17 protein-coding genes are annotated in these 19957 nt (G+C 66.9%); 12 read left to right on the forward strand and 5 right to left on the reverse strand.

What is annotated here, in order from left to right; all coding sequences use genetic code 11:
* Positions 1-244 precede the first annotated feature (244 nt).
* The 4 genes from V6M49_RS13175 to V6M49_RS13190 all read left to right on the forward strand — a co-directional run bounded on the left by V6M49_RS13175 (position 245) and on the right by V6M49_RS13190 (position 6280).
* Positions 245-1717 (forward strand): MFS transporter, encoded by a 1473-nt coding sequence (locus V6M49_RS13175; RefSeq protein WP_141139909.1) that lies wholly within the window; start codon positions 245-247, stop codon positions 1715-1717.
* 1 nt (position 1718) lies between these two features.
* Positions 1719-3944, forward strand: a complete 2226-nt coding sequence (locus V6M49_RS13180) for a molybdopterin oxidoreductase family protein (RefSeq protein WP_332761368.1) — start codon at positions 1719-1721, stop codon at positions 3942-3944.
* The gene (locus V6M49_RS13185; RefSeq protein ID WP_104061039.1) at positions 3941-5503 is read left to right on the forward strand and encodes an FAD-dependent oxidoreductase; all 1563 of its coding nucleotides are present in this window, start codon (positions 3941-3943) and stop codon (positions 5501-5503) included. The genes V6M49_RS13180 and V6M49_RS13185 overlap by 4 nt, the downstream gene beginning before the upstream one ends.
* Before the next feature lie 81 nt (positions 5504-5584).
* Positions 5585-6280, forward strand: a complete 696-nt coding sequence (locus tag V6M49_RS13190) for a hypothetical protein (protein ID WP_332761369.1) — start codon at positions 5585-5587, stop codon at positions 6278-6280.
* 28 nt (positions 6281-6308) lie between these two features.
* Here the strand turns inward: V6M49_RS13190 and V6M49_RS13195 are convergent, their stop codons facing one another.
* Together V6M49_RS13195 and V6M49_RS13200 are read right to left on the reverse strand one after the other, a co-directional pair.
* A complete protein-coding gene (locus V6M49_RS13195; RefSeq protein ID WP_056348113.1) occupies positions 6309-6494 on the reverse strand; it encodes a PspC domain-containing protein in 186 nt (61 codons plus the stop codon).
* A gap of 23 nt (positions 6495-6517) precedes the next feature.
* Positions 6518-7933, reverse strand: coding sequence for an NAD(P)H-quinone dehydrogenase (locus tag V6M49_RS13200; protein WP_141139905.1), 1416 nt, complete (start codon positions 7931-7933; stop codon positions 6518-6520).
* 128 nt (positions 7934-8061) lie between these two features.
* On the opposite strand from V6M49_RS13200, the gene V6M49_RS13205 reads away from it, so the two are divergent.
* Positions 8062-8880: a purine-nucleoside phosphorylase gene (locus tag V6M49_RS13205; RefSeq protein ID WP_252601105.1), complete on the forward strand. Its 819-nt coding sequence runs from the start codon at positions 8062-8064 to the stop codon at positions 8878-8880.
* A 77-nt stretch (positions 8881-8957) separates the two neighbouring features.
* Here V6M49_RS13205 and V6M49_RS13210 read toward each other — a convergent pair whose 3' ends face one another.
* Positions 8958-9443, reverse strand: a complete 486-nt coding sequence (locus V6M49_RS13210; RefSeq protein WP_141139903.1) for an RrF2 family transcriptional regulator — start codon at positions 9441-9443, stop codon at positions 8958-8960.
* 111 nt (positions 9444-9554) lie between these two features.
* Here V6M49_RS13210 and V6M49_RS13215 point away from each other — a divergent pair, with 111 nt between their 5' ends.
* Complete coding sequence (locus V6M49_RS13215; RefSeq protein ID WP_332761371.1) at positions 9555-11321, forward strand: phospho-sugar mutase; 1767 nt, start codon at positions 9555-9557, stop codon at positions 11319-11321.
* A gap of 7 nt (positions 11322-11328) precedes the next feature.
* Here the strand turns inward: V6M49_RS13215 and nirD are convergent, their stop codons facing one another.
* Complete coding sequence (gene nirD, locus V6M49_RS13220) at positions 11329-11691, reverse strand: nitrite reductase small subunit NirD (RefSeq protein WP_104061033.1); 363 nt, start codon at positions 11689-11691, stop codon at positions 11329-11331.
* A gap of 262 nt (positions 11692-11953) precedes the next feature.
* Here nirD and nirB point away from each other — a divergent pair, with 262 nt between their 5' ends.
* The 6 genes from nirB (at position 11954) to V6M49_RS13250 (ending at position 19036) form a co-directional block, all read left to right on the forward strand.
* The gene (gene nirB, locus V6M49_RS13225) at positions 11954-14584 is read left to right on the forward strand and encodes a nitrite reductase large subunit NirB (protein ID WP_141139901.1); all 2631 of its coding nucleotides are present in this window, start codon (positions 11954-11956) and stop codon (positions 14582-14584) included.
* A gap of 2 nt (positions 14585-14586) precedes the next feature.
* Positions 14587-15621 (forward strand): uroporphyrinogen-III C-methyltransferase, encoded by a 1035-nt coding sequence (gene cobA / locus V6M49_RS13230; RefSeq protein ID WP_058929605.1) that lies wholly within the window; start codon positions 14587-14589, stop codon positions 15619-15621.
* Positions 15622-15635: 14 nt separating this feature from the next.
* Positions 15636-16790 carry a uroporphyrinogen-III synthase gene (locus tag V6M49_RS13235; RefSeq protein WP_104061030.1) on the forward strand — a complete coding sequence of 385 codons (1155 nt, stop codon included), beginning with the start codon at positions 15636-15638 and terminating at the stop codon, positions 16788-16790.
* 206 nt (positions 16791-16996) lie between these two features.
* Positions 16997-17884, forward strand: a complete 888-nt coding sequence (locus tag V6M49_RS13240) for an FAD-dependent oxidoreductase (protein ID WP_332761372.1) — start codon at positions 16997-16999, stop codon at positions 17882-17884.
* Between the two features lie 158 nt (positions 17885-18042).
* Positions 18043-18738, forward strand: coding sequence for a deoxyribose-phosphate aldolase (gene deoC, locus V6M49_RS13245; RefSeq protein WP_332761373.1), 696 nt, complete (start codon positions 18043-18045; stop codon positions 18736-18738).
* Positions 18739-18790: 52 nt separating this feature from the next.
* A complete protein-coding gene (locus V6M49_RS13250; RefSeq protein ID WP_104061027.1) occupies positions 18791-19036 on the forward strand; it encodes a hypothetical protein in 246 nt (81 codons plus the stop codon).
* A 97-nt stretch (positions 19037-19133) separates the two neighbouring features.
* On the opposite strand, the gene V6M49_RS13255 is transcribed toward V6M49_RS13250, so the two are convergent.
* On the reverse strand, positions 19134-19955 hold the full coding sequence (locus V6M49_RS13255; RefSeq protein WP_141139897.1) for a metal-dependent hydrolase: 822 nt from the start codon (positions 19953-19955) through the stop codon (positions 19134-19136).
* Positions 19956-19957: the final 2 nt, after the last annotated feature.

Below are 19957 nucleotides of genomic sequence, written 5' to 3' on the forward strand. Positions count from 1 at the left end.
GGCCTGGTGAGACCCGGCGCGCAGTAGTTAGAGTTCGATACTAGTTCCAGCCGTCCAGTCAATGGACAAAAGGTCCACCATATGGACTAGTGGCACATGTCTCATCCTTCGGTCCTTAACTCTCCTCACGTCGCCCGTCGGTTGCCGATAGGCAAATGTCACAGCGCGTTAACAAACGGCGACTGTCCGTGAAACGCGCGTTCTCTACCGTGGAAGAACAACATCCCCCAAGAGGAGGTCCACCGTGACTGTTGACCGCAGCGCAGATGCCGGCACCGGCAATTCCGTAGATATAGACACCGACCCGCTGCACGGAGGCGTGTCCTCATCCGCCAGCGCACAGCCCTCCACCGGCACAACCGACGCCCCCGCCCTTGAATTCCGTCCCGGCCGCTGGATCGCCAACTGGAACGCCGAGAACAAAGAGCAGTGGGAGTCCGCCGGCCGGGCCATCGCCCGCCGCAACCTGAACTGGTCCATCTTCGCCGAGTTCCTCGGCTTTGTGGTCTGGCAGCTCTGGTCCATCGTGGTGGTCCAGCTCCCGGCAGCCGGCTTCACATTCACCACCTCGGAAATCTTCTGGCTGATCTCGATGCCCAGCCTGGTAGGCGCCACGCTCCGCATCCCCTACACCTTTATGATTCCCCGCTTCGGCGGCAGGAACTGGACCATCGTGTCCGCGCTCCTCCTCCTGATTCCCTCCGTCGGCCTGGGACTCTGCGTCTCCAACCCGGAAACCCCGTTCGGTGTCATGCTGTTCGTGGCAGCGCTTGCAGGCTTCGGCGGCGGCAACTTCGCCAGCTCCATGGCCAACATCACGTTCTTCTACCCGGCACGCGAGAAGGGCTGGGCCCTGGGCCTGAACGCCGCCGGCGGCAACATGGGTGCAGCCGTTGCACAGCTCGCCGTCCCGATTGTGATCACCTTGGTGGCCGTCGGCAGCGTCAACCTGCCCATGGCCGGCTGGATGTGGATCCCCTTCATCCTGATCGCCGCCTTCGGTGCCTGGAAGTACATGGACAACCTCACCAGCGCCAAGGGTGATGTGGCCGGTTCGGTCGCAGCACTGAAGGAACCGCACCTGTGGATCATGGCACTGCTGTACATCGGCACCTTCGGTTCGTTCATCGGCTTCGCAGGCGTGTTCCCCAAGCTCATCAAGGACTACTTCCCGGCGTTCTCCTCCATCGGAGTCGGCACCGTGGCACTCTCGCTGGCCTTCCTCGGCCCGCTGGTCGGTTCACTGGCCCGCCCCTACGGCGGACGCATGGCTGACCGTATGGGCGGGGCACGGATGACCGTGGCAGCATTCGCCGCCATGGCCGTCATCACCCTGACCATGATCTGGACCCTGCCGCTGAAGAACTTCTGGCTGTTCCTGGTCCTCTTCCTGATGCTCTTCACCGCCAGCGGCTTCGGCAACGGCGCAACCTACCGGATGATCCCCATCATCTTCGCCACGTCCAGCCGGGCAGCGATGTCCGGTGCCAGCACGGTCCAAACCCAGCGGCTCGCGTCCTCGGCCCTCGGCCTCATCTCGGCCATCGGTGCCTACGGCGGCTTCGTTATCCCGCAGGTGCTGAACGCCTCCAACACGGCCAGCGGGTCCTACACCCCGGCCTTCTACGGTTTTGTCGGAGCCTACGTAGTAATGCTGGCGGTCTGCTGGTTCTTCTACATCCGCAACGCCAACCGAAATGCGATGGGACACGTCTAACATGACCAAAAGCGCCGACACGCACTGCCCTTACTGCGCCCTGCAGTGCGCCATGACGCTCACGTCACCAGCGGAACTGACCCCGGCTTCCGAGCCGGGGTCAGTCCCCGTGCCGGCTGAATCCGCAGCGCTGGCCGCTGCGGACGCCACCCTGAAGGCCCCCCTCCTCGAAGTGAGCGGCCGGGACTTCCCCACCAACCGGGGCGGCCTCTGCCGCAAGGGCTGGACCTCAGCCACGCTCCTCAACCACCCCGGACGGGTCACCGAACCCCTGCTCAAGGGCGCCGACGGCGTCCATCGCCCCATCGGCTGGGACCAGGCCCTGGCGCTGGTCACCACCGCGGTGAAGGACGCACAGGCACGCTACGGGAAGGACGCCGTCGGGGTTTTCGGCGGCGGTGGCCTCACCAACGAGAAGGCCTACATGCTGGGCAAGTTCGCCCGCCTGGCCCTGGGCACCTCACGCATCGACTACAACGGCCGCTTCTGCATGTCCTCCGCCGCGGCCGCCGGGATGCGCGCCTTCGGCCTGGACCGCGGCCTCCCGTTTCCGCTGGCAGACCTGGACTCGGCCAGCACCATCATGATGCTCGGCTCCAACGTGGCAGAAACCATGCCGCCGTTTGTGCAGCACCTCCAGGGAGCCCGCGACGCCGGCGGGCTGATCGTGGTGGATCCGCGCCGTTCAGCCACGGCAAGGTTCACATCCGACGGCGGCGGCCTTCACCTCCAGCCCCTGCCGGGCACCGACCTCACCCTCCTGCTGGGCCTCTCGCACGTGATCATCCACGAAGGCCTGGCAGACGACGACTTCATCGCGGCACGCACCACCGGCTACGAGGCCGTGGTCCGCAGCGTCAACTCGTTCTGGCCCGAACGCGTCCAGTCCCTCACCGGCGTCCCCGCGGAGCTCATCCGGGAAACCGCCCGCAGGCTCGCCGACGGCGCGGGCAAGGGCGGCAGCTACATCCTTACCGGACGCGGTGTGGAACAGCACGTGGACGGCACGGACACCGCCACCGCCGCGATCAACCTCAGCCTCCTGCTGGGCCTGCCCGGCTCGCGCCGCAGCGGCTACGGCACCCTCACCGGCCAGGGCAACGGCCAGGGCGGCCGCGAGCACGGCCAGAAGGCCGACCAGCTCCCCGGCTACCGGAAGATCACCGACCCCGCCGCCCGCGCCCACATGGCCGGCGTCTGGGGCGTCCCGGAGGAAACTATTCCCGGGCCGGGATTGCCCGCCGTCCAGTTGCTGAAGTCGCTGGGACAGCCCGACGGCGTCCGGTGCCTTTTTGTGCACGCCTCCAACATCGCGGTGGCCTCCCCCGATGCAAACGCCGTCATCGCCGGGCTCCGCAGCCTGGACTTCCTGGTGGTCTGCGACTTCTTTATGTCCGAGACCGCCGCCGAAGCCGACCTCATCCTCCCGGTCCTGCAGTGGGCCGAGGAGGAGGGCACGCTCACCAACCTCGAGGGGCGCGTCCTCCGCCGCCGCCAGGCCCTGCAGCCGCCGGCCGGCGCACGCAGCGAACTGTGGATCATGGCCCGGCTGGCAGAAGCGCTCGAGGCCCCGTCCACGTACAGCGAAGATCCGGAAACAGTCTTTGAGGAACTGCGGCTGGCCTCGGCCGGCGGGCACGCAGACTACTCCGGTATTGACTACGCCATGCTGGACCGCGGCGAAGCCGCCTACTGGCCGTACCCCGTGGGGAGCACCGGTACGCCCCGGCTGTTCCTGGACGCGTTCGCCCATGCCGGCGGCAAGGCGGTCATGACCCCGGTGACGCCCCGCCGTCGTCGTACCCCGGCCCCCAACCCGGACCCGGCCGCGAAAACCATGACCCTCATCACCGGCCGCCTCCTGGAGCACTACCAGTCCGGGACGCAGACCCGGCGTGTGTCCGAACTGCTGTCCAGCCAGCCCGAAGCGAAAATGCAGATCCACCCCGCCGCTGCGGCCGCCATGGGCATCACCGACGGGGCTTTTGTGTCGGTGGCCAATGAACGCGGCGAGGTGTTCTGCAGGGCGGAACTCAGCACCGCGATCCGGCCCGAGACAGTCTTCCTGCCGTTCCATTTCCCGGAGCTTGAAAGCGCCAACCGCCTCACCGAGGCGGCAACGGATCCCATTTCCGGGATGCCCGAATTCAAGTTCAACAAGGTGTGGGTCCGAGCGGTCGCAACCGGACTTCAGAATAGTGTTCTTCAGAAATCGGAGGCCTCATGAGTGAGCAGATTGTCATTGTTGGTTTCGGCCCCGTGGCTGCCCGCCTGATCGATGAACTGCTGCCCGCGGTCCGCGACGGGCACGTCAGCCTCACTGTCGTGGGCGAGGAAGCCGAGGCCGCGTACAACCGTGTGCTGGTGGCCGATCTGGGCGTCGGACGCACTACTGCCGATGCCCTGGCCCTCTCCGATGCCGCAGCCCTGGCCGCGGATGGCGTGGACGTCAGGCTCGGCGTGCGGGTCCGCCGCGTGGACCGCGCCCGCCAGCAGGTGATCCTTACAGACGGCACCTCCGCCCACTATGAGCGGCTCGTCTTCGCCACGGGTTCCCGGCCCGTCATCCCCAACCTGACCGGCATCAACCCGGATCCCGCTTCCCCCGTCCTTCCCGCCGGCGTCACGGCGCTCCGGGATCTCCGCGACGCTTCGGTTTTGCGCGCAGCGGTCGACGGCGGCAAGCGTGTTGTGGTGCTGGGCGGCGGCGTCCTGGGCCTCGAGACAGCCCTCGCGGCTGCCGAGGAAGGCGCCACCGTCACGGTGGTGCACAACGGGCCGCACCCGCTGGGACGCAACATCGACCGGGGCGGCGGCGCGGTCCTCGCGGCCAGCCTTCGCCGTTGCGGCGTGCGGATGGCCGGCAACGCCCGGTCCACCGGAGTGGAGCACAACGCGCCCGACGGCGGATTCTCGGCATTGCTGCTCAATGACGGTTCGGCGATCGACGGCGACCTCCTTGTCATCTCGTGCGGTGTCCGTCCCCGGACCGAGCTGGCCGAAGGCTGCGGCCTGTCGGTTGGTGCTGGCATCCTGGTGGACCACCGGCTCCGTGCCCACCACGAGCCGCACATCTTCGCGATCGGCGACTGCGCCGAGGTCCGCTGCCCGGATCCGGCCTGCGGCGAATGCCGCACCGCCAAGGGCCCGTCCGGCCTGGTGGGTCCCGGGTGGCGGCAGGCCGAATGGCTGGCCGAATACCTGACCATGCTGGCCACCGGCACGCAGGAGGACGCCGACACGCTGCAGGAGCTGCCCCAGGAGCAGGCCGGCGTCATTGTGCTGAAGGCCCGCGGCATGAACATGGCTGTGGCGGGCGACAACGGTGCCGAGCCGTGGGACGAAGACGTGCTCACCGCCGGCGCCGTGAACGGCCGGCCGCGGCTGCAGATCGCCCAGTGGGCCGATCCGGAACACGGCCGCTACGTGAAGATGACCACCCGCGGCGGAGTGCTGGAAGGCCTGGTGGCCGTGGGTATGCCGCGGACCGCCGCCGAGCTCGTGGGACTCTTCGAACGCGGTGCGGAACTGCCGGCCGACAGGTCACTGCTGCTCCGGCTCGATGGCCCGGACCAGCTGGCCGCGTCCGGTCCCGCCGATCCGGCTGGCACCGTATGCCGCTGCGCCGGAGTCAGCGGCGCCAAGATCCAGGGCGCCGTGGCGGAAGGCTGCTCCACCGTGGCCGAGGTGTCCAAGGCAACCCGCGCCGGTACCGGCTGCGGCGGCTGCCACGAGGACATCAAGGGGCTCATCGAAAAACACTTCCAGGCGGCTCCCGCCGCCTGATGTGAACTGAAGCCGGCGAGCCCGGACATGTCCGCGTCACGGAATCGGACTCGACGGCGGGCGGGCGGTAGCATCGGGGCCATGAATGCCGACGAAGAAGACGACATCACCGAAGAACTGCTGGCCGACGCCAGGAAGCTGACCGGACTGAGCCTGGAACTCTTGGGCCTTGATCCGCACCCGGATGACATGACGCCGGAACAGCGGCTGCAGTTCGAGCCGGAAGACCTGGACGAAATGGCGGCTGTCTCGCCGGAAGACCGGAAAACGGCTGTGACCCAGACCCGCCTGCTGGCAGGCCTTCTCTGGAACTCGTCGGGCGTTCTCGTTGACCAGCTCTTCCGCGATCTGGGGACCCTGACCGCACTGGATGCCGTCACTTCGTCCGACGTCGCCGGTTCCGCTGTGCTGTCCTCGCTGCCGCCTCAGTTCGCCGCCAGCTACGACGCGACGTTTACCCGGAAGTTCATCGTCGTCGCTTCCGATGTGACGGCATCTCTGGTCCGCGGCTGGACAGCCCCCGGATGCCTCGCAGCCGAACTCGCCGTCCGCTGCCTGCTCGATCAGGCGGAAATCACCGAGGACATCTATGAACTCGACCTCCCGGAAGACTGGCGTGCTCAGGTCGAGGAAGTCCTGTTGGAGGAGGCGGAGAGTCCAGCCCTCTACTCGGACAGCCCCGGCATTCCGGAGATCGACGCCGGGAAGCTGAGTATCGAGGGCTGGTTCACCCCCTTTACTTCCGGCAGCACCGTGCCGCCCTACGCCCTGGCCTAGGCGTCGAGGCCGGGAATCCGGGCGGTCTTTAGGCCGGAGCCTTGGGGATCATGATCCACAGGGCGATGTAGACCAGTTCGCCGATCCCCACCAAGCCAAAGATCACAAAGCCGAGCCTGACCAGGAACTTCGGGATCCCGAATCGGGCTGAAAGGGCGGCGCAGACGCCGCCGATGATTTTTCCGCGGCGTGGCCGCTCCAGTGCTGTAGTCATGCGGCCACGCTACCGCAACTCACTTACATGTGGACGTGCAGGCGCCGGGCCGCTTCGGAGATGGACCCGCTCAGCGACGGGTAGACGGTGAAAGTGTTGGCGACGTCGTCGACGTGGAGCTTCTGGGTGACTGCAAGGGAGATGGCGAAGATCAGCTCGGAAGCGTTCGGCCCCACCACAACACCGCCAATCACGGTGCCGGAGCCCTTACGCGCGAAGATCTTGACGAAGCCGTCCTTGTGGTTGCGCATTTTGGCGCGGGCATTGCTCTTGAGCGAGAGTTTGATGATGTCGCCCTGGTATTTGCCGGACTGGATCTCGGCCTCGGAGACCCCCACATTCGCGATCTCGGGTGACGTGAAGATGTTGGACGCCACCTGGTGCAGTTTGAGCGGCATAACGCTGTCGCCCAGGAAATGGGCGATCGCGATCCGGCCCTGCATTGCGGCCACCGAGGCCAAAGCCAGCACGCCGGTGCAGTCTCCCGCTGCGTAGATGTTCGGCGCCGTGGTGCGGGAGACGCCGTCGACCTTTATATGGCCGCTCTCGGTGAGGGCCACGCCGGCCTCTTCGAGGCCTATGCCGGCGGTGTTCGGGATGGAACCCACGCAGACCAGGCAGTGGCTGCCGGTGACTTTTGATCCGTCACCGAGGGTGACCACCACGCCGTCGTCGGTCCGCTCGACGGTTTCGGCACGGGCGCGGGACAGCACGCGCACACCGCGGCGCTCGAAGACTTCCTCCAGCACCTCCGCGGCGTCCGTGTCCGAACCGGGGAGCACCCTGTCGCGGCTGGAGATCAGGGTGACTTTGGAGCCCAGGCCGTTGTAGGCGGAGGCGAACTCGGCACCGGTCACACCGGAGCCCACCACAATCAGTTCCTCGGGAAGCTCGTCAAGGTTGTAGATCTGCGCCCAGTTCAGGATGCGTTCCCCGTCCGGCCGCGCGGTGGGCAGCTCGCGGGGGTGCGCGCCGACGGCCAGCAGAATGGTGTCCGCTTCCACGATTTCGGTGCCGTCAGCGGTCAGGACCTCGATGGTGTGGCTGTCCAGGAGCTTGCCCGAACCCAGCAGGATGCGGACGTTCTGGTGCTCCAGCCCAGTGGAGATGTCGGTGGACTGCTGGCGGGCAAGGCCCAGCAGTCGGTCGTTAATGTGTTTGAGGTCGGCGCGCATCGCCGGCACAAAGTCGCCACCGTCGACGTCGAACTTCACGCCCAGCTCGCCCGCCTCCCCGACGCGGGTCATCAGATCCGCCGTCGCGATCAGGGTCTTCGAAGGCACGACGTCGGTCAGCACGGCCGAGCCGCCCATGCCCGCGCGTTCGATGATGGTGACCTGCGCTCCCAGCGAGGCAGCGACCATAGCGGCTTCGTATCCGCCGGGGCCACCTCCGAGGATTGCGATCCGGGGGGAGCTGAAATCAGGGTGCGTAGTCACAATCAACCATTCTCGCGCATCTGCGCAGGGACCACCAATAAAAGAGTGGCCCGTCACGGTGCCGTCTGCGGCCCGGCGCGACGCTGTTGCCACTGTGCACAGCGGCACCGGCACGATAACTTGTACCAGTGAGTAATACAGACTTCCAGAACACGGACCCTTTCGCCGCGGCGCGCTCCGCCGCTGAGTACATCGCGCAGGAGACCGGGGTGGACAATCACGACGTCGCGCTCGTCCTGGGCTCAGGCTGGGCTGAAGCCGCCGACCTCATCGGCGAGACCACGGCCACCCTGACCGCCGACACTGTCCCGGGCTTCCACGCCCCGGCCGTGGAAGGACATGTGGGCACCATCCGCTCGGTCCTGACCAAAGAGGGCAAACGCGCGCTGGTCCTGGGCGCACGGACGCACTACTACGAGGGCAAAGGCGTCCGCGCCGTGGTCCACGGCATCCGCACCGCTGCCGCTGCAGGCTGCAAAACCCTGGTCCTCACCAACGGATGCGGAGGGCTGAACGAAAGCTGGACGCCGGGCACTCCGGTCCTCATCAAAGATCACATCAACCTCACCGCCACGTCCCCGCTGGAAGGCGCAACGTTTGTTGATCTGACGGATCTGTACAGCTCGCGCATCCGTGCCCTCGCCCGTGAAGTGGACTCCTCGCTGGAGGAAGGCGTCTATGCCCAGTTCAGCGGACCGCATTACGAAACGCCGGCCGAAGTCCAGTACGCCAAGCGGATCGGCGCGGACCTGGTGGGCATGTCCACCGCGTTGGAAGCGATCGCCGGCCGGCACGCAGGCATGGAAGTGTTCGGAATTTCGCTGGTCACCAACCTCGCAGCCGGGATCAGCGCCATGCCTCTCAGCCACCAGGAAGTCATCGAGTCCGGCCAGGCCGCCGGACCGCGGATTTCCAAACTGCTGGCTGGGATCATCGCCAAGCTTTAGGCCAACGCGGGGTCACTAAGCGCCCAATGGAGGCTTTCCCATGGGCGTCTAGTGACCCCGCGTTGCTGTAGGGCGGGTCAGGTTCGCGGACCGACCAGCTGCAGGACGGTGGACTCCCGGGCATCGGGAAAGCGGCGCTCGATGGACTGGGCGATCCCGGCAATGCTCTGCCGGGACAGCTCAGTCCGCCAGGTGACTTCGGCGTGGCGCATCGTCTGCGAGATAAGGCAGGTGCGCGCGTAGTCGGCGTCCATGCTCGCACCCGGGGCGTCCTTGGCGATGCCTTCGCACCGGAAGGCATGGTCGTTTCCTTCGATGGCCAGGACCACATCAAGGACGGAAATCCGGTCCGGACGCCGGGCCAGCGAGAAGCCGCCGCGCGGGCCGGATACGGAGGTCAGGATCCCGGCCCGCACCAGGGCCTGGAGCTGTTTGTTCAGATATGCGGCGGGAAGCTTGTAGAACTCGGCCAGCCGTGCGCTGCTGACGGCCTCCCCCGGCGGGGTCCAGGACATGTTGACGCAGCTATGCAGCCCCCACTCAACACCCTGCCCCAGTTTCATATTCGCGACATTACTTGTCCAGAAAATTTACTGCAAGGATTTCGCTGCTTCCGCTATCACAGGCGAGTGTTCAGGCGCCGTTCCTGAAGCAATGACGATAGCGTTGACCGCATGACGTCCTCCGATGCCGCCTCCTTGTTCCGCCACGCCCGCGAATGGGCGGCCAAAGATCCGGATCCCACCACAGCCGCAGAGCTCACCGAACTGCTGCAACTCGCGGAAGAGGGCTCACCGGCAGCGTTGCAGGAACTGGCCGACAGCTTCAGCGGCACGCTGCAGTTCGGCACCGCAGGCCTCCGTGCCGCCCTGGGCGCCGGGCCGAACCGGATGAACCGCGTGGTGGTGCGCCGCGCCGCCGCCGGCCTCGCCGACTTCCTGGTTGATGCGGTGGGTGAGGCTGCCCCCGGGACCCGGCCACGCGCCGTCGTCGGCTATGACGCCCGCCATAACTCGGACATCTTCGCCGAGGAAACGGCGGCCATCTTCACCGCCGCCGGGATTGAAACCTTCCTGATGCCGTCCGCACTGCCCACCCCGCTGCTCGCTTTCGCCGTCCGGTCCCTCGATTGCGACGGCGGTGTGATGGTGACGGCAAGCCACAATCCCCCGCAGGACAACGGATACAAGGTGTACCTGGGCCGCCATGCCGTGGAGGGCAGCGGCCGCGGAGCGCAGATCGTGGCGCCCCACGACGCCCGGATCGCCGCGCGGATCGATGCCGTGGGCGCACTGGAATCCATCACCCTTGCCGCGGACGGCTGGACGGTCCTGGACCCGTCGGTTGCGGCGGAGTATGAACGCGCGACGGCGGCACTCGCCGATGGGGCCCGCTTCCCGTCCCGAGACCTGCGGATTGTCCTGACGCCCATGCACGGCGTCGGCGGCGAGACTGCCGTGGCGGTGCTGAATGCTGCCGGCTTTGCCGATGTCACGCTGGTGGCCGAACAGGCTGAGCCGGATCCCGACTTTCCCACGGTGAACTTTCCGAATCCGGAGGAACCCGGCGCCCTGGACCTGGCATTGGAGACCGCCGCCCGCGTGGAGGCCGATATTGTCCTGGCCAACGATCCGGATGCTGACCGCGTTGCAGTGGCGGCGAAGGATCCTGACACCGGCGCGTGGCGCATGCTGCGCGGCGACGAGGTGGGCGCGCTGCTGGGGGCACACATTGTGGCCCGGCTGGCGGCCGGCTCCGACGAAACCACCAGTACGGTTGAAGCAGCCAGCGACGAAGGGGCCGGCGTCTTCGCCAATTCGATTGTGTCCTCGCGCCTGCTCTCCCGCATCGCCGCCGCGGCAGGCTACGCGCACGAGGAAACGCTGACCGGGTTTAAGTGGATTTCCCGGGTGCCCGGGCTGGTCTACGGCTACGAGGAAGCCCTGGGCTATTGCGTTGCACCTGAACTGGTCCGGGACAAGGACGGGATCTCCGCCGCTGTCCTCATCGCGGAAATGGCTGCCGCCGCCAAGGCGGACGGGAAAACCATCTTCGACACCCTGGACGAGCTCTACCTTCAGCACGGGCTTCACGCCAGCGACCAACTGAGCATCCGGGTGGCTGATCTGGGCCTGCTGGACGCGATGATGAACCGGCTCCGGGTGAGCCCGCCCGATTCGTTCGGTTCGTCCGCTGTTGAGACTTTCGTAGACCTGGCCGAAGGGAGCGAGCACCTGCCGCCCACCGATGGCCTGCTGTACCTGACCCGGGACGAGACCCGGGTCATCATCCGGCCCAGCGGCACCGAGCCCAAGCTCAAGTGCTACCTGGAAGTCATCCTCCCGGTTGAGTCAGCGGCCGAGCTGCCGGAAGCCCGGCAGGCAGCCCGGACAGCCCTGGACAATGTGCTCGACGATGTCCGCGAGGCCCTCGGGCTCTGACGGGTCGTTAGACCGCGACCTCGATGAAACCGTCGGAAATGCGGGTGCTGAACGTTTCCAGGCGCACCGCGGCGGTTCCGAAGCATTCGCCGGTCTCCAGGTCGTAGACCTCTTTGTGCAGCGGCGAAGCGATGGTGGGACGGGTGCCGCGTGAACCCAGAATGCCGCGGGCCATCACGTGGGCGCCGGTGGCCGGATCTTCGTGGGCCACGGCAAAAACCTCACTGGGGCCGGTCCGGAAGAGTGCCACCTGGCGGCCTTCAATGAGGGCTGCTTCGCCCCAGGCAAGCTCAAGCTCGTCCACGGCGCAGACCCGGTGCCACGTCGCGGTGTCGGCGGCGAGCGCCCCAAGTTCCAGTGTTGCCGTCATGTCGGCTCCTCTCCCCGTGCTTGATTGGCCACCTTTATGGCCGTACCAAACAATTTAGGCAACGGGTGTTTCAAAGGCGTGCAGTGAATGTGTCCGGCGCGTAAAAGAGACCTCACCCGATCGGAAACGCGTTCGTGATGCAGAAGTTAAGCCTACGAAACATAAGGGAAACTGAAGCGAAACTGCGACTACCTAGTCTGAATGCATACCTCGTCAGAGAAGGTCGCAGAATTCCGTCTGCGGCCCATGCGAAAGGCCCACAGTGACCGAACAGACTTCAAGCTCAGAGAACACGCGCCGCATCGTCGTCGCCGGTGGCGGCCCCGCCGCCCACCGCTTCGCCGATGCCATGCATTCCCGTGGCCTCGAAGGCTGGCACGTCACGGTCCTCACGGAGGAAGCCCACCTGCCCTATGACCGGGTAGCGCTCTCCAAGGCCCTCACGGACACCGGTGTCGACCTGACGCTGGGGTCCGCGTCGATGTGGGACCACGCTTCCCTTGAACTGAAGACCGGCGAGCGCGTGGTGAAGATCAACGCCGAAGCCAAGACGGTGGAAACCGCCGCCGGCAACACCTTCGAATACGACGACCTGGTGGTCGCAACCGGCTCGAATGCCGCCCGCCTGCCCATCCCCGGCAACGAGCTCACCCACGTCTACCGCACGCTCGAAGACGTCTGGGCCATCAACAAGTCCATCACCGAGCTCACGGAAAAGCTCGGTCGCAAGGTTAATGCCGTCACCATCGGTGGCGGCCTCCTGGGGCTCGAATCGGCCGCCGGCACGGAGCAGCTCGGCGCCAACCCGATCGTTATCGACGGTTCGCAGTGGCTGATGGCCACCCAGCTGGATGAAGGCGCGGGCCAGGCAATGGGCCGGCTCATCAAGGCCAAGGGCTTTGCAGTCCACGGCGGTGTCTTCCCCTCGGAAGTCCTGTCCGACGACGAGGGCCAGGTGACGGGTGTCCTTATGGCCGACGGCCGCATCATCGAAGCAGACATGGTGATCGTAGCCATCGGCGTCCGGCCCCGCGACGAACTCTTCCGCGCCGCCGAGGGCGACGAACAGGTGTTCAGCCTGGGCCAGCGTGGCGGTGTGGTCATCGACGACTCCTGCGCCACCGAGGTCGACGGAATCTGGGCAATCGGCGAGGTGGCCAACTTCGAAGGCATGTGCCTGGGCCTGGTTGCCCCTGCCAACACCATGGCAGAGATCGTGGCCGACCGCCTGCACGGCGGCGGGGCCACCTTCCCCGGTTTCGACACCGCCACCAAGCTGAAGCTCTCCGGTGTGGACGTAGCCAGCTTCGGCGACGGCTTCGCCAAGACCGAGCACTCGCTCGAAATCGTTTACGCCGACCCCGCCCGCGGTGTCTACCAAAAAATCGTCACCACCGACGATGCCAAGACCCTCCTGGGCGGCATCTTTGTGGGCGACGCCAGCCCCTACACCAGCCTCCGCCCGCTCCTGGGCCGCGAACTCAGCGCCGAGCCCGGCGCGTACCTCTCGGCGGCCGGCGGCGGCGACGCCCCGGACACCGAACTGCCGGACGACGCCATCCTGTGTTCCTGCAACAACGTCTCCGCCGGAACCATCCGCGACACCGTCAACGGCTGCGGCGCCTGCGACGGCAACGCCCCCGTCCAGGAACTTGGCGAACTCAAGGGCTGCACCCGCGCCGGAACCAGCTGCGGATCCTGCGTCCCGATGCTCAAGAAGCTGCTGGAAACCGAACTCACCAAGTCCGGCGTCGAGGTCTCCAAGGCCCTCTGCGAGCACATCGAACTGTCACGCCAGGAACTCTTCGACGCCATCCGCGTCCTGGAACTGACCTCCTTCGAGGAGATCATGGCCAAGTACGGCACCGGCGCCGGCTGCGACATCTGCAAGCCCACCATCGCCAACATCCTGGCCAGCCAGAACAGCGCCTACGTCCTGGACGCCGGCCGCGGCACGCTGCAGGACACCAACGACCGCGCCCTCGCCAACATGCAGAAGGACGGCACCTACTCGGTGGTCCCCCGCATCGCCGGCGGCGAAATCACCCCCAAGAAGCTCGGCGTCATCGCCGCCGTGGCCGAGAAGTACAACCTGTACACCAAGATCACCGGCGGCCAGCGGATCGACATGTTCGGTGCCCGGCTGGAAGAGCTGCCGGAAATCTGGAAGGAACTGGTGGACGCCGGCTTCGAGTCCGGCCAGGCATACGGCAAGAGCCTGCGCACCGTGAAGTCCTGTGTTGGTTCCACCTGGTGCCGCTTCGGTGTCCAGGACTCGGTGGCCATGGCCATCCAGCTCGAGCTCCGGTACCGCGGCCTCCGCAGCCCGCACAAGCTCAAGATGGGCGTCTCCGGCTGCGCCCGCGAATGTGCCGAGGCCCGCGGCAAGGACGTCGGCGTCATCGCCACGGCCGACGGCTGGAACCTGTACGTCGGCGGTAACGGCGGAGCCACCCCCGCCCACGCCCAGCTGCTGGCCAAGGACCTCGACGACGAAACCCTGATCAAGTACATCGACCGCTACTTCATGTACTACATCCGCACGGCGGACCGCCTGCAGCGCACCGCGCGCTGGCAGGAAGAGCTCGACGGCGGCATCAAGCACGTCGAGGACGTGGTGGTCAAGGACACCCTGGGCATCGCCGAGGAACTTGAAGCCGCCATGGCCAAGCACGTTGACACCTACGTGGACGAATGGGCAGACACGCTGAAGGACCCCGAGCGTCTGCGCCGGTTCCGTTCCTTCGTCAACGCGCCTGACCAGAAGGATGACTCCATCACCTTCGTTTCCGACGAGCGTGGCCAGATGCGCCCTGCCACTGCGGAGGAAAAAGGCAAGGTCCTGATCGGCGCCTCCATCCCCATGCGGCCCCGCGCCGAGAACGAGGTATAGCCATGCAGCTCAGCATTGATCTCACCGGCCGCGAAGTCCTGGTCACCGGATCCGACCACGCCGCCCGCCAGGCGGTCCGCCGCTACGCGGCCGCGGGCGCCGTCGTCTACCGCCTCAGCACCCCGGCGGGTGCAGCGCATGACGGCCCGCTCCCCGAGCGTCCGTTCCTGGTCGCGGCGGTCGACGACGGCCAGCCCGGCTGGGAGTCCCTGCTCGAGCGCTGCGCCGCCACCGGCATCCCGGTGGCGGCCGAGCCGGCCGCCGGACCGGTCGGCCACGTCACCCTGGTGGGCGGCGGACCCGGCACCACCGAGCTGCTGACCGTCGCCGCCGTGAAGGCCCTCCGCGATGCGGACGTGGTGTTCTTCGACCGGCTGGCTCCCTGCCAGGACCTGCCGGACCTGACCTCCGCCGAACTGGTGGATGTGGGCAAGAAGCCCGGCCACCACAAGGTGGGCCAGGCCGACATCGAAAAGCTGATGGTTGAGAGCGCTCTCGCCGGCAACAACGTGGTCCGCCTCAAGGGAGGCGACCCCTACGTCTTCGGCCGTGGCGGCGAGGAAGTGGCTTCCTGTGTGGCGGCGGGTGTGCCCGTCCGTGTCATCTCGGGTGTCACCAGCGCGATCTCCGTGCCGGCGGCCGCCGGCATTCCGGTCACCCACCGCGAGGTCAGCCACATGTTCACCGTGGTCTCCGGCCACGCGCCGCTGACCGAAAAGGAACACACGCACCTGGCTGGCCTGGGAGGCACCATTGTGGTCCTGATGGGCATCGGCACACTGCACCAGCTCGCGGCCGGACTCCGCAAAGCCGGCATGCGCCCGGACATGCCCATGGCCGTCGTCGAACGCGGTTACCGCCCCGGCCAGCGCACCACCATCGCGGACCTGGGCACCATCACCTCCGCCGCTGCCGGGTGCAGCAATCCCGCCGTGCTGGTCATTGGCGAGGTGGTTCGCGTGGCAGAAGCCAACCGCGGGCATGCTGAGGCCGCCGCCGACCTCGACCGGCTGGCGGCCTCGCTGCTCGGTTCATGAAAGGATTGACCCCCATGAACGCACTGGCACCAGCTGAACCTGCCCAGCTTGAAGCGACGTCCGGGCCGGAGGCTGCGGACTCCCCGCTGGAGGGCTTCCGCATTGGAGTCACCTCGCACCGGCGCTCCCGGGACCTCATCGAGGCACTGGAACGCCGCGGCGCGGAAGTACTGCACGCGCCGGCCCTCAAGATCGCCCCGGTGCAGGAGGACATCCGCCTCATCGAGGACACCAAGGCCATCATCGACGCACGCCCGGACCTGTGCATCGCCACTACGGCGTACGGCATGCGCCGCTGGTGCGAAGCTGCTGATTCGTTTGGGATCGGTGAACAGCTCCTGGAAACCCTTGGGGCGTGCCGGATGTTCGTCCGGGGCCCCAAAGCCCGCGGCGCCGTCCGCGCGGCCGGACTCGCCGACGTCGGAATCAGCAGCGACGAAACCACCGCAACGCTGGTGGACATGCTGCTCGCCGAAGGCGTGCGGGGCAAGACCGTGGCCGTGCAGCTGCACGGCTACACGGACGTCCGGCAGCTGGAACGGCTACGCATGTCCGGCGCCACGGTCCTGACGGTCACCCCTTACCGCTGGGTAAAGCCCGACGGCGAAGACCGGCTTCCGCGCCTCATCGAGGCTGTGTGCAGCGGCAATCTGGATGTGCTCACCTTCACGAGCGCCCCCGCCGTCGATGCCGTGTGGAGCACCGCCCACGAAATGGGCGTCTACAAGCAGCTCATCGAAAGCCTGAAAACCAACGTCACCACGGCGGTGGTGGGGCCCGTCACGGCCCAGCCCCTGCTCGACGCCGGTATCTCGCCGCTCGTTCCGGAACGGTTCCGGATGGGCGCCCTCATCCGGCTGGTGTGCGAGCACCTCGCCCTGAACCATGTGCGGCGGCTGGACACCGCGTCCGGCAACCTTGAGCTGCGCGGCCGCAGCCTGCGGGTCGACGGGGCGCAGGTTGAGCTGGCCCCTGCGCCGCTGCTGCTGCTGCGTGCCCTCCTGGGGGCCGGTGGGGCCGTGCTTTCCCGGGAATCGCTGTCGGAGCTGCTCGAGCTGAAGGGCTCGGTCCACGCCCTGGACATGACTGTCAGCCGCCTGCGGTCATCACTGCCGGACGGCCGCCTGGTGGAGACGGTGGTCAAGAGGGGTTACCGGATCCGCGTCTAGGGACGCGGGCCCAGGCCGCCTTTGTGTCAGTCCGGAGCGCAGGGAGAGGTGCGTCACGGGTTTTGTTACCGGCCGGTAAACGCTGGCGAACAAAGGGTGTTTTCCCAGCAACAGCGGGGAAACACGCCTGAAAAGCCCGCCGCCTACGCTGGGATTCATCACGAAGTCCCGGCCGCTCCAGCGGCCGCCAGCGAAAGGGCCAGCACATGTCCGCTCCGGCACCGTCCACCTCAGTTTCCCCGGCTCCGCGCATCGTCATCGCCGGGGCAGGGCCCGCCGCACAGGCGCTGGTCCGCCAGCTGGACGGTGCACGCTTCCGCGGCACCGTCACCGTCCTCAGCAACCGGGACGACGCTCCCGCCGAACTCCTGGAGCTCGCAGAGCTGCCACAGGTATCCGTCCGCTTCGGCCAGCCAGCGAGCTTCATCGACGCGGGGAACCGCTCCGTCACCACCGCCGACGGCATGGAACTGGGCTACGACGAACTGGTCATCGCCACCGGATCAGCGCCCGTCGCGTCCCCCGTGGCGGGCGCCGGCCGCTGCCTGAGCTACTCCACGATCGACGACGCCGCCCGGATCGGCGACGCCGTCAAGGAAGTGACGCGGGAACTGGGCCGGCGGCCACTGGGAATCCTCGTGGGAACCGGCGCGGCGGCGGGCCAGGCCGAAGCGGTGCTGCGGGCCCGCGGCGTCAGGCCCATCCGCACAACGGTCCGGCCGGCCGCCGTGGTGCACTCCATCCACGGCTCAGGCCTGACCGCCTCCGGGGTTGTTTTCGAGGACGGCAGCAGCATGAACGGGGACCTGGTTGTCCTGGCCGAAGAGCGGGTTGCCCGCGATGGACTCGCCGCCAGCGCCGGACTCGCCACCGCCCCCAACGGCGGAATCGCCATCAGCAAGGACTTCAGGACATCGGTCTCCGGCATCTGGGCGATTGGTGACGCCGCAGCGTTCGACGGCGTCCGGCTGGGACTGCTGGTCGCCGCGGCTTCTGCCGCCGGAGCCTGCGCCGCGCAGCTGATGACGGCTACATCAGCGGCGGAAGGTGTGGCGGCGGGTGCGGCGGAACAGCGCGTTGCCGTGGCTGCCTGACCTGCTGCTGAAGGCAACGCGGGGGTCACATCCCGCCCAATGCGGAGCGTTCTTTGGGTCGGATGTGACCCCGCGTTGCTGTGGCAAGATGGTCACCAGAAGAGCCATGGACACCTAGCGTTCGCGGCCCACAAGGCCCCTTGGAAAGGACCATCCTGATGAGCAACGAAGCCATTCCCGCGACCGGCAACATTGCTTCCTACATTGACCACACGCTGCTCAAGCCTGAGGCCAGCGAAGCAGAGATCCTCAAAGTGTGTGCCGAGGCCGCCGAATACCACTTCAAGTCAGTCTGCGTTAACCCCATCTGGGTCAAGACCGTCAAGACCGCCCTCAAGGGGTCCGGGGTTCTGACCTGCTCGGTGGTCGGGTTCCCGCTGGGGGCGATTCCCACCGATGTCAAGACCTTTGAAGCCCGCGGAGCCGTCCTGGACGGCGCCGACGAGGTCGACATGGTCATCAACATCGCCGCTGCCCGTGCCGGCGACAAAGGCGCCCTGGTCGAGGACATCGCCTCAGTCGCGGAAGCGGTGCACGCCAGCGGCGCCATCCTGAAGGTCATCATCGAAACCGCATTGCTCAATGATGACCAGAAGGTTCTTGCCTGCCAGGCGTCCGTTGAAGCCGGGGCGGACTTCGTCAAGACGTCCACGGGGTTCAATGGCGGGGGCGCCACGGCCGAGGACATCGCCCTGATGCGCCGCACCGTCGGCCCCGATCTCGGCGTCAAGGCGTCCGGCGGCGTACGTTCCCTTGCCGACGCGCAGGCTATGATTGCTGCAGGTGCAACACGTATTGGTGCCAGCTCCGGCATCGCCATCGTCAACGGTGAACAGGGTTCAGCCAGCTACTGACGCCGGCCCGGAGCCGCCACAGTTTGAGCCCCGCGGGGCCAAGGAGGAAACAATGTCCAGCAAGACCACCGAGTCCGGCAACACCACGGTACAGACCCCACAGAACGAGAACAGCCTTCTGGGCAGCGTCCTTCTGTTTGTACCCATGATGGCGCTGTTCCTGGGCTCCATCTACTCCCTGTCCTTCCTCACGCTCGGCAACCCGTGGCCGATGGCCGCCTGCCTGGGCATGTTCTTCCTGGCGTTCTGGATCCCGCAGACCATCATGGGCCGGTCCGATTCAGCCGGCGGCAAGTAAGAACCCTCGGTAACTTAAAAGGCTGCGGCCCCGGATATTCCGGGGCCGCAGCCTCTTTAAGTCATGAACTGGACTGGCCGCTCAAGCACAGCCCGTGTCAGCCCGCACCAAGCAGGCGGCTGACCGCGGTCTTTCCGATCGCCATGGCGGCTGGGAAATGTGCCTTTGCCAACGACCACGCCGCTACGCACATGCCCACCATCGCGTAGGCGCTGACCGGGATCAGGACCAGCCACTCGCGCTTGGAACCGGCGCGGCCCAGCAGCGGCAGGGAAAAGGCGCCGTTGGCTTTCCAGACGTCGTTGAGCACCGGCAGCTTCCGGAGGAACTTCGGTGGCTTGATGACGATCGGCCAGAGCAGCGGCACGCCCCCGGTGGTGATCATGTCCCCCACAATGTGGACTACCACCCCGGTCAGCATCGAGACAGGCAGCCAGGTCCACTGTTCCGGCGCGAACCAGGTCACCAGTCCGGCCATGGTCAGGGCAAAAATCCAGTTGCTGATGAATCCGGACTTGGGAAACAGCTTCAGTGCCTTGGCCGCAATGTTGATCATGAACATGCACAGCAGGCCTGCACCCACGGACAGCAGGCCCCAGTCCGTCTGCAGCTGGAACTGCCCGGCCATCATGGCCAGCAGCACAAAGCACGCCGCCCCGAGCACCGAGTGGGTGCCTTGACGGTGCCCGCCGCTGGCGTTCTCAATCCCCACGGCAATCAGGTTGGACAGCGGCGGCAGCGAGTTGGCCACCGTGCTGTGGCGGTGGTCCCAGTCGCACACGAGCGCCGTCCCCGCCGTCGCCATCCCGCCGATGAGGATCCCCGTGGCGTCCAGCGGATACCAGCCCAGCGTGTACGGCCCTGTTGAGGCAATGGCTACCCACGCCGCGGCCCCCGACGCGGCGTGATGTCCTCCCATCA

The organism is Pseudarthrobacter sp., assembly GCF_036675385.1.
In the GTDB taxonomy this organism is placed as follows: Bacteria; Actinomycetota; Actinomycetes; order Actinomycetales; family Micrococcaceae; genus Arthrobacter.

Coding starts and splice junctions, on each gene's coding strand:
- V6M49_RS13255 (WP_141139897.1), bottom strand. CDS start 19,955: ATGGGAGGACATCACGCCGCGTCGGGGGCCGCGGCGTGGGTAGCCATT.
- cobA (WP_058929605.1), top strand. CDS start 14,587: ATGCAGCTCAGCATTGATCTCACCGGCCGCGAAGTCCTGGTCACCGGA.
- V6M49_RS13210 (WP_141139903.1), bottom strand. CDS start 9,443: ATGAAACTGGGGCAGGGTGTTGAGTGGGGGCTGCATAGCTGCGTCAAC.
- V6M49_RS13195 (WP_056348113.1), bottom strand. CDS start 6,494: ATGACTACAGCACTGGAGCGGCCACGCCGCGGAAAAATCATCGGCGGC.
- V6M49_RS13240 (WP_332761372.1), top strand. CDS start 16,997: ATGTCCGCTCCGGCACCGTCCACCTCAGTTTCCCCGGCTCCGCGCATC.
- deoC (WP_332761373.1), top strand. CDS start 18,043: ATGAGCAACGAAGCCATTCCCGCGACCGGCAACATTGCTTCCTACATT.
- V6M49_RS13185 (WP_104061039.1), top strand. CDS start 3,941: ATGAGTGAGCAGATTGTCATTGTTGGTTTCGGCCCCGTGGCTGCCCGC.
- V6M49_RS13215 (WP_332761371.1), top strand. CDS start 9,555: ATGACGTCCTCCGATGCCGCCTCCTTGTTCCGCCACGCCCGCGAATGG.
- nirD (WP_104061033.1), bottom strand. CDS start 11,691: ATGACGGCAACACTGGAACTTGGGGCGCTCGCCGCCGACACCGCGACG.
- V6M49_RS13180 (WP_332761368.1), top strand. CDS start 1,719: ATGACCAAAAGCGCCGACACGCACTGCCCTTACTGCGCCCTGCAGTGC.
- V6M49_RS13190 (WP_332761369.1), top strand. CDS start 5,585: ATGAATGCCGACGAAGAAGACGACATCACCGAAGAACTGCTGGCCGAC.
- V6M49_RS13235 (WP_104061030.1), top strand. CDS start 15,636: ATGAACGCACTGGCACCAGCTGAACCTGCCCAGCTTGAAGCGACGTCC.
- V6M49_RS13250 (WP_104061027.1), top strand. CDS start 18,791: ATGTCCAGCAAGACCACCGAGTCCGGCAACACCACGGTACAGACCCCA.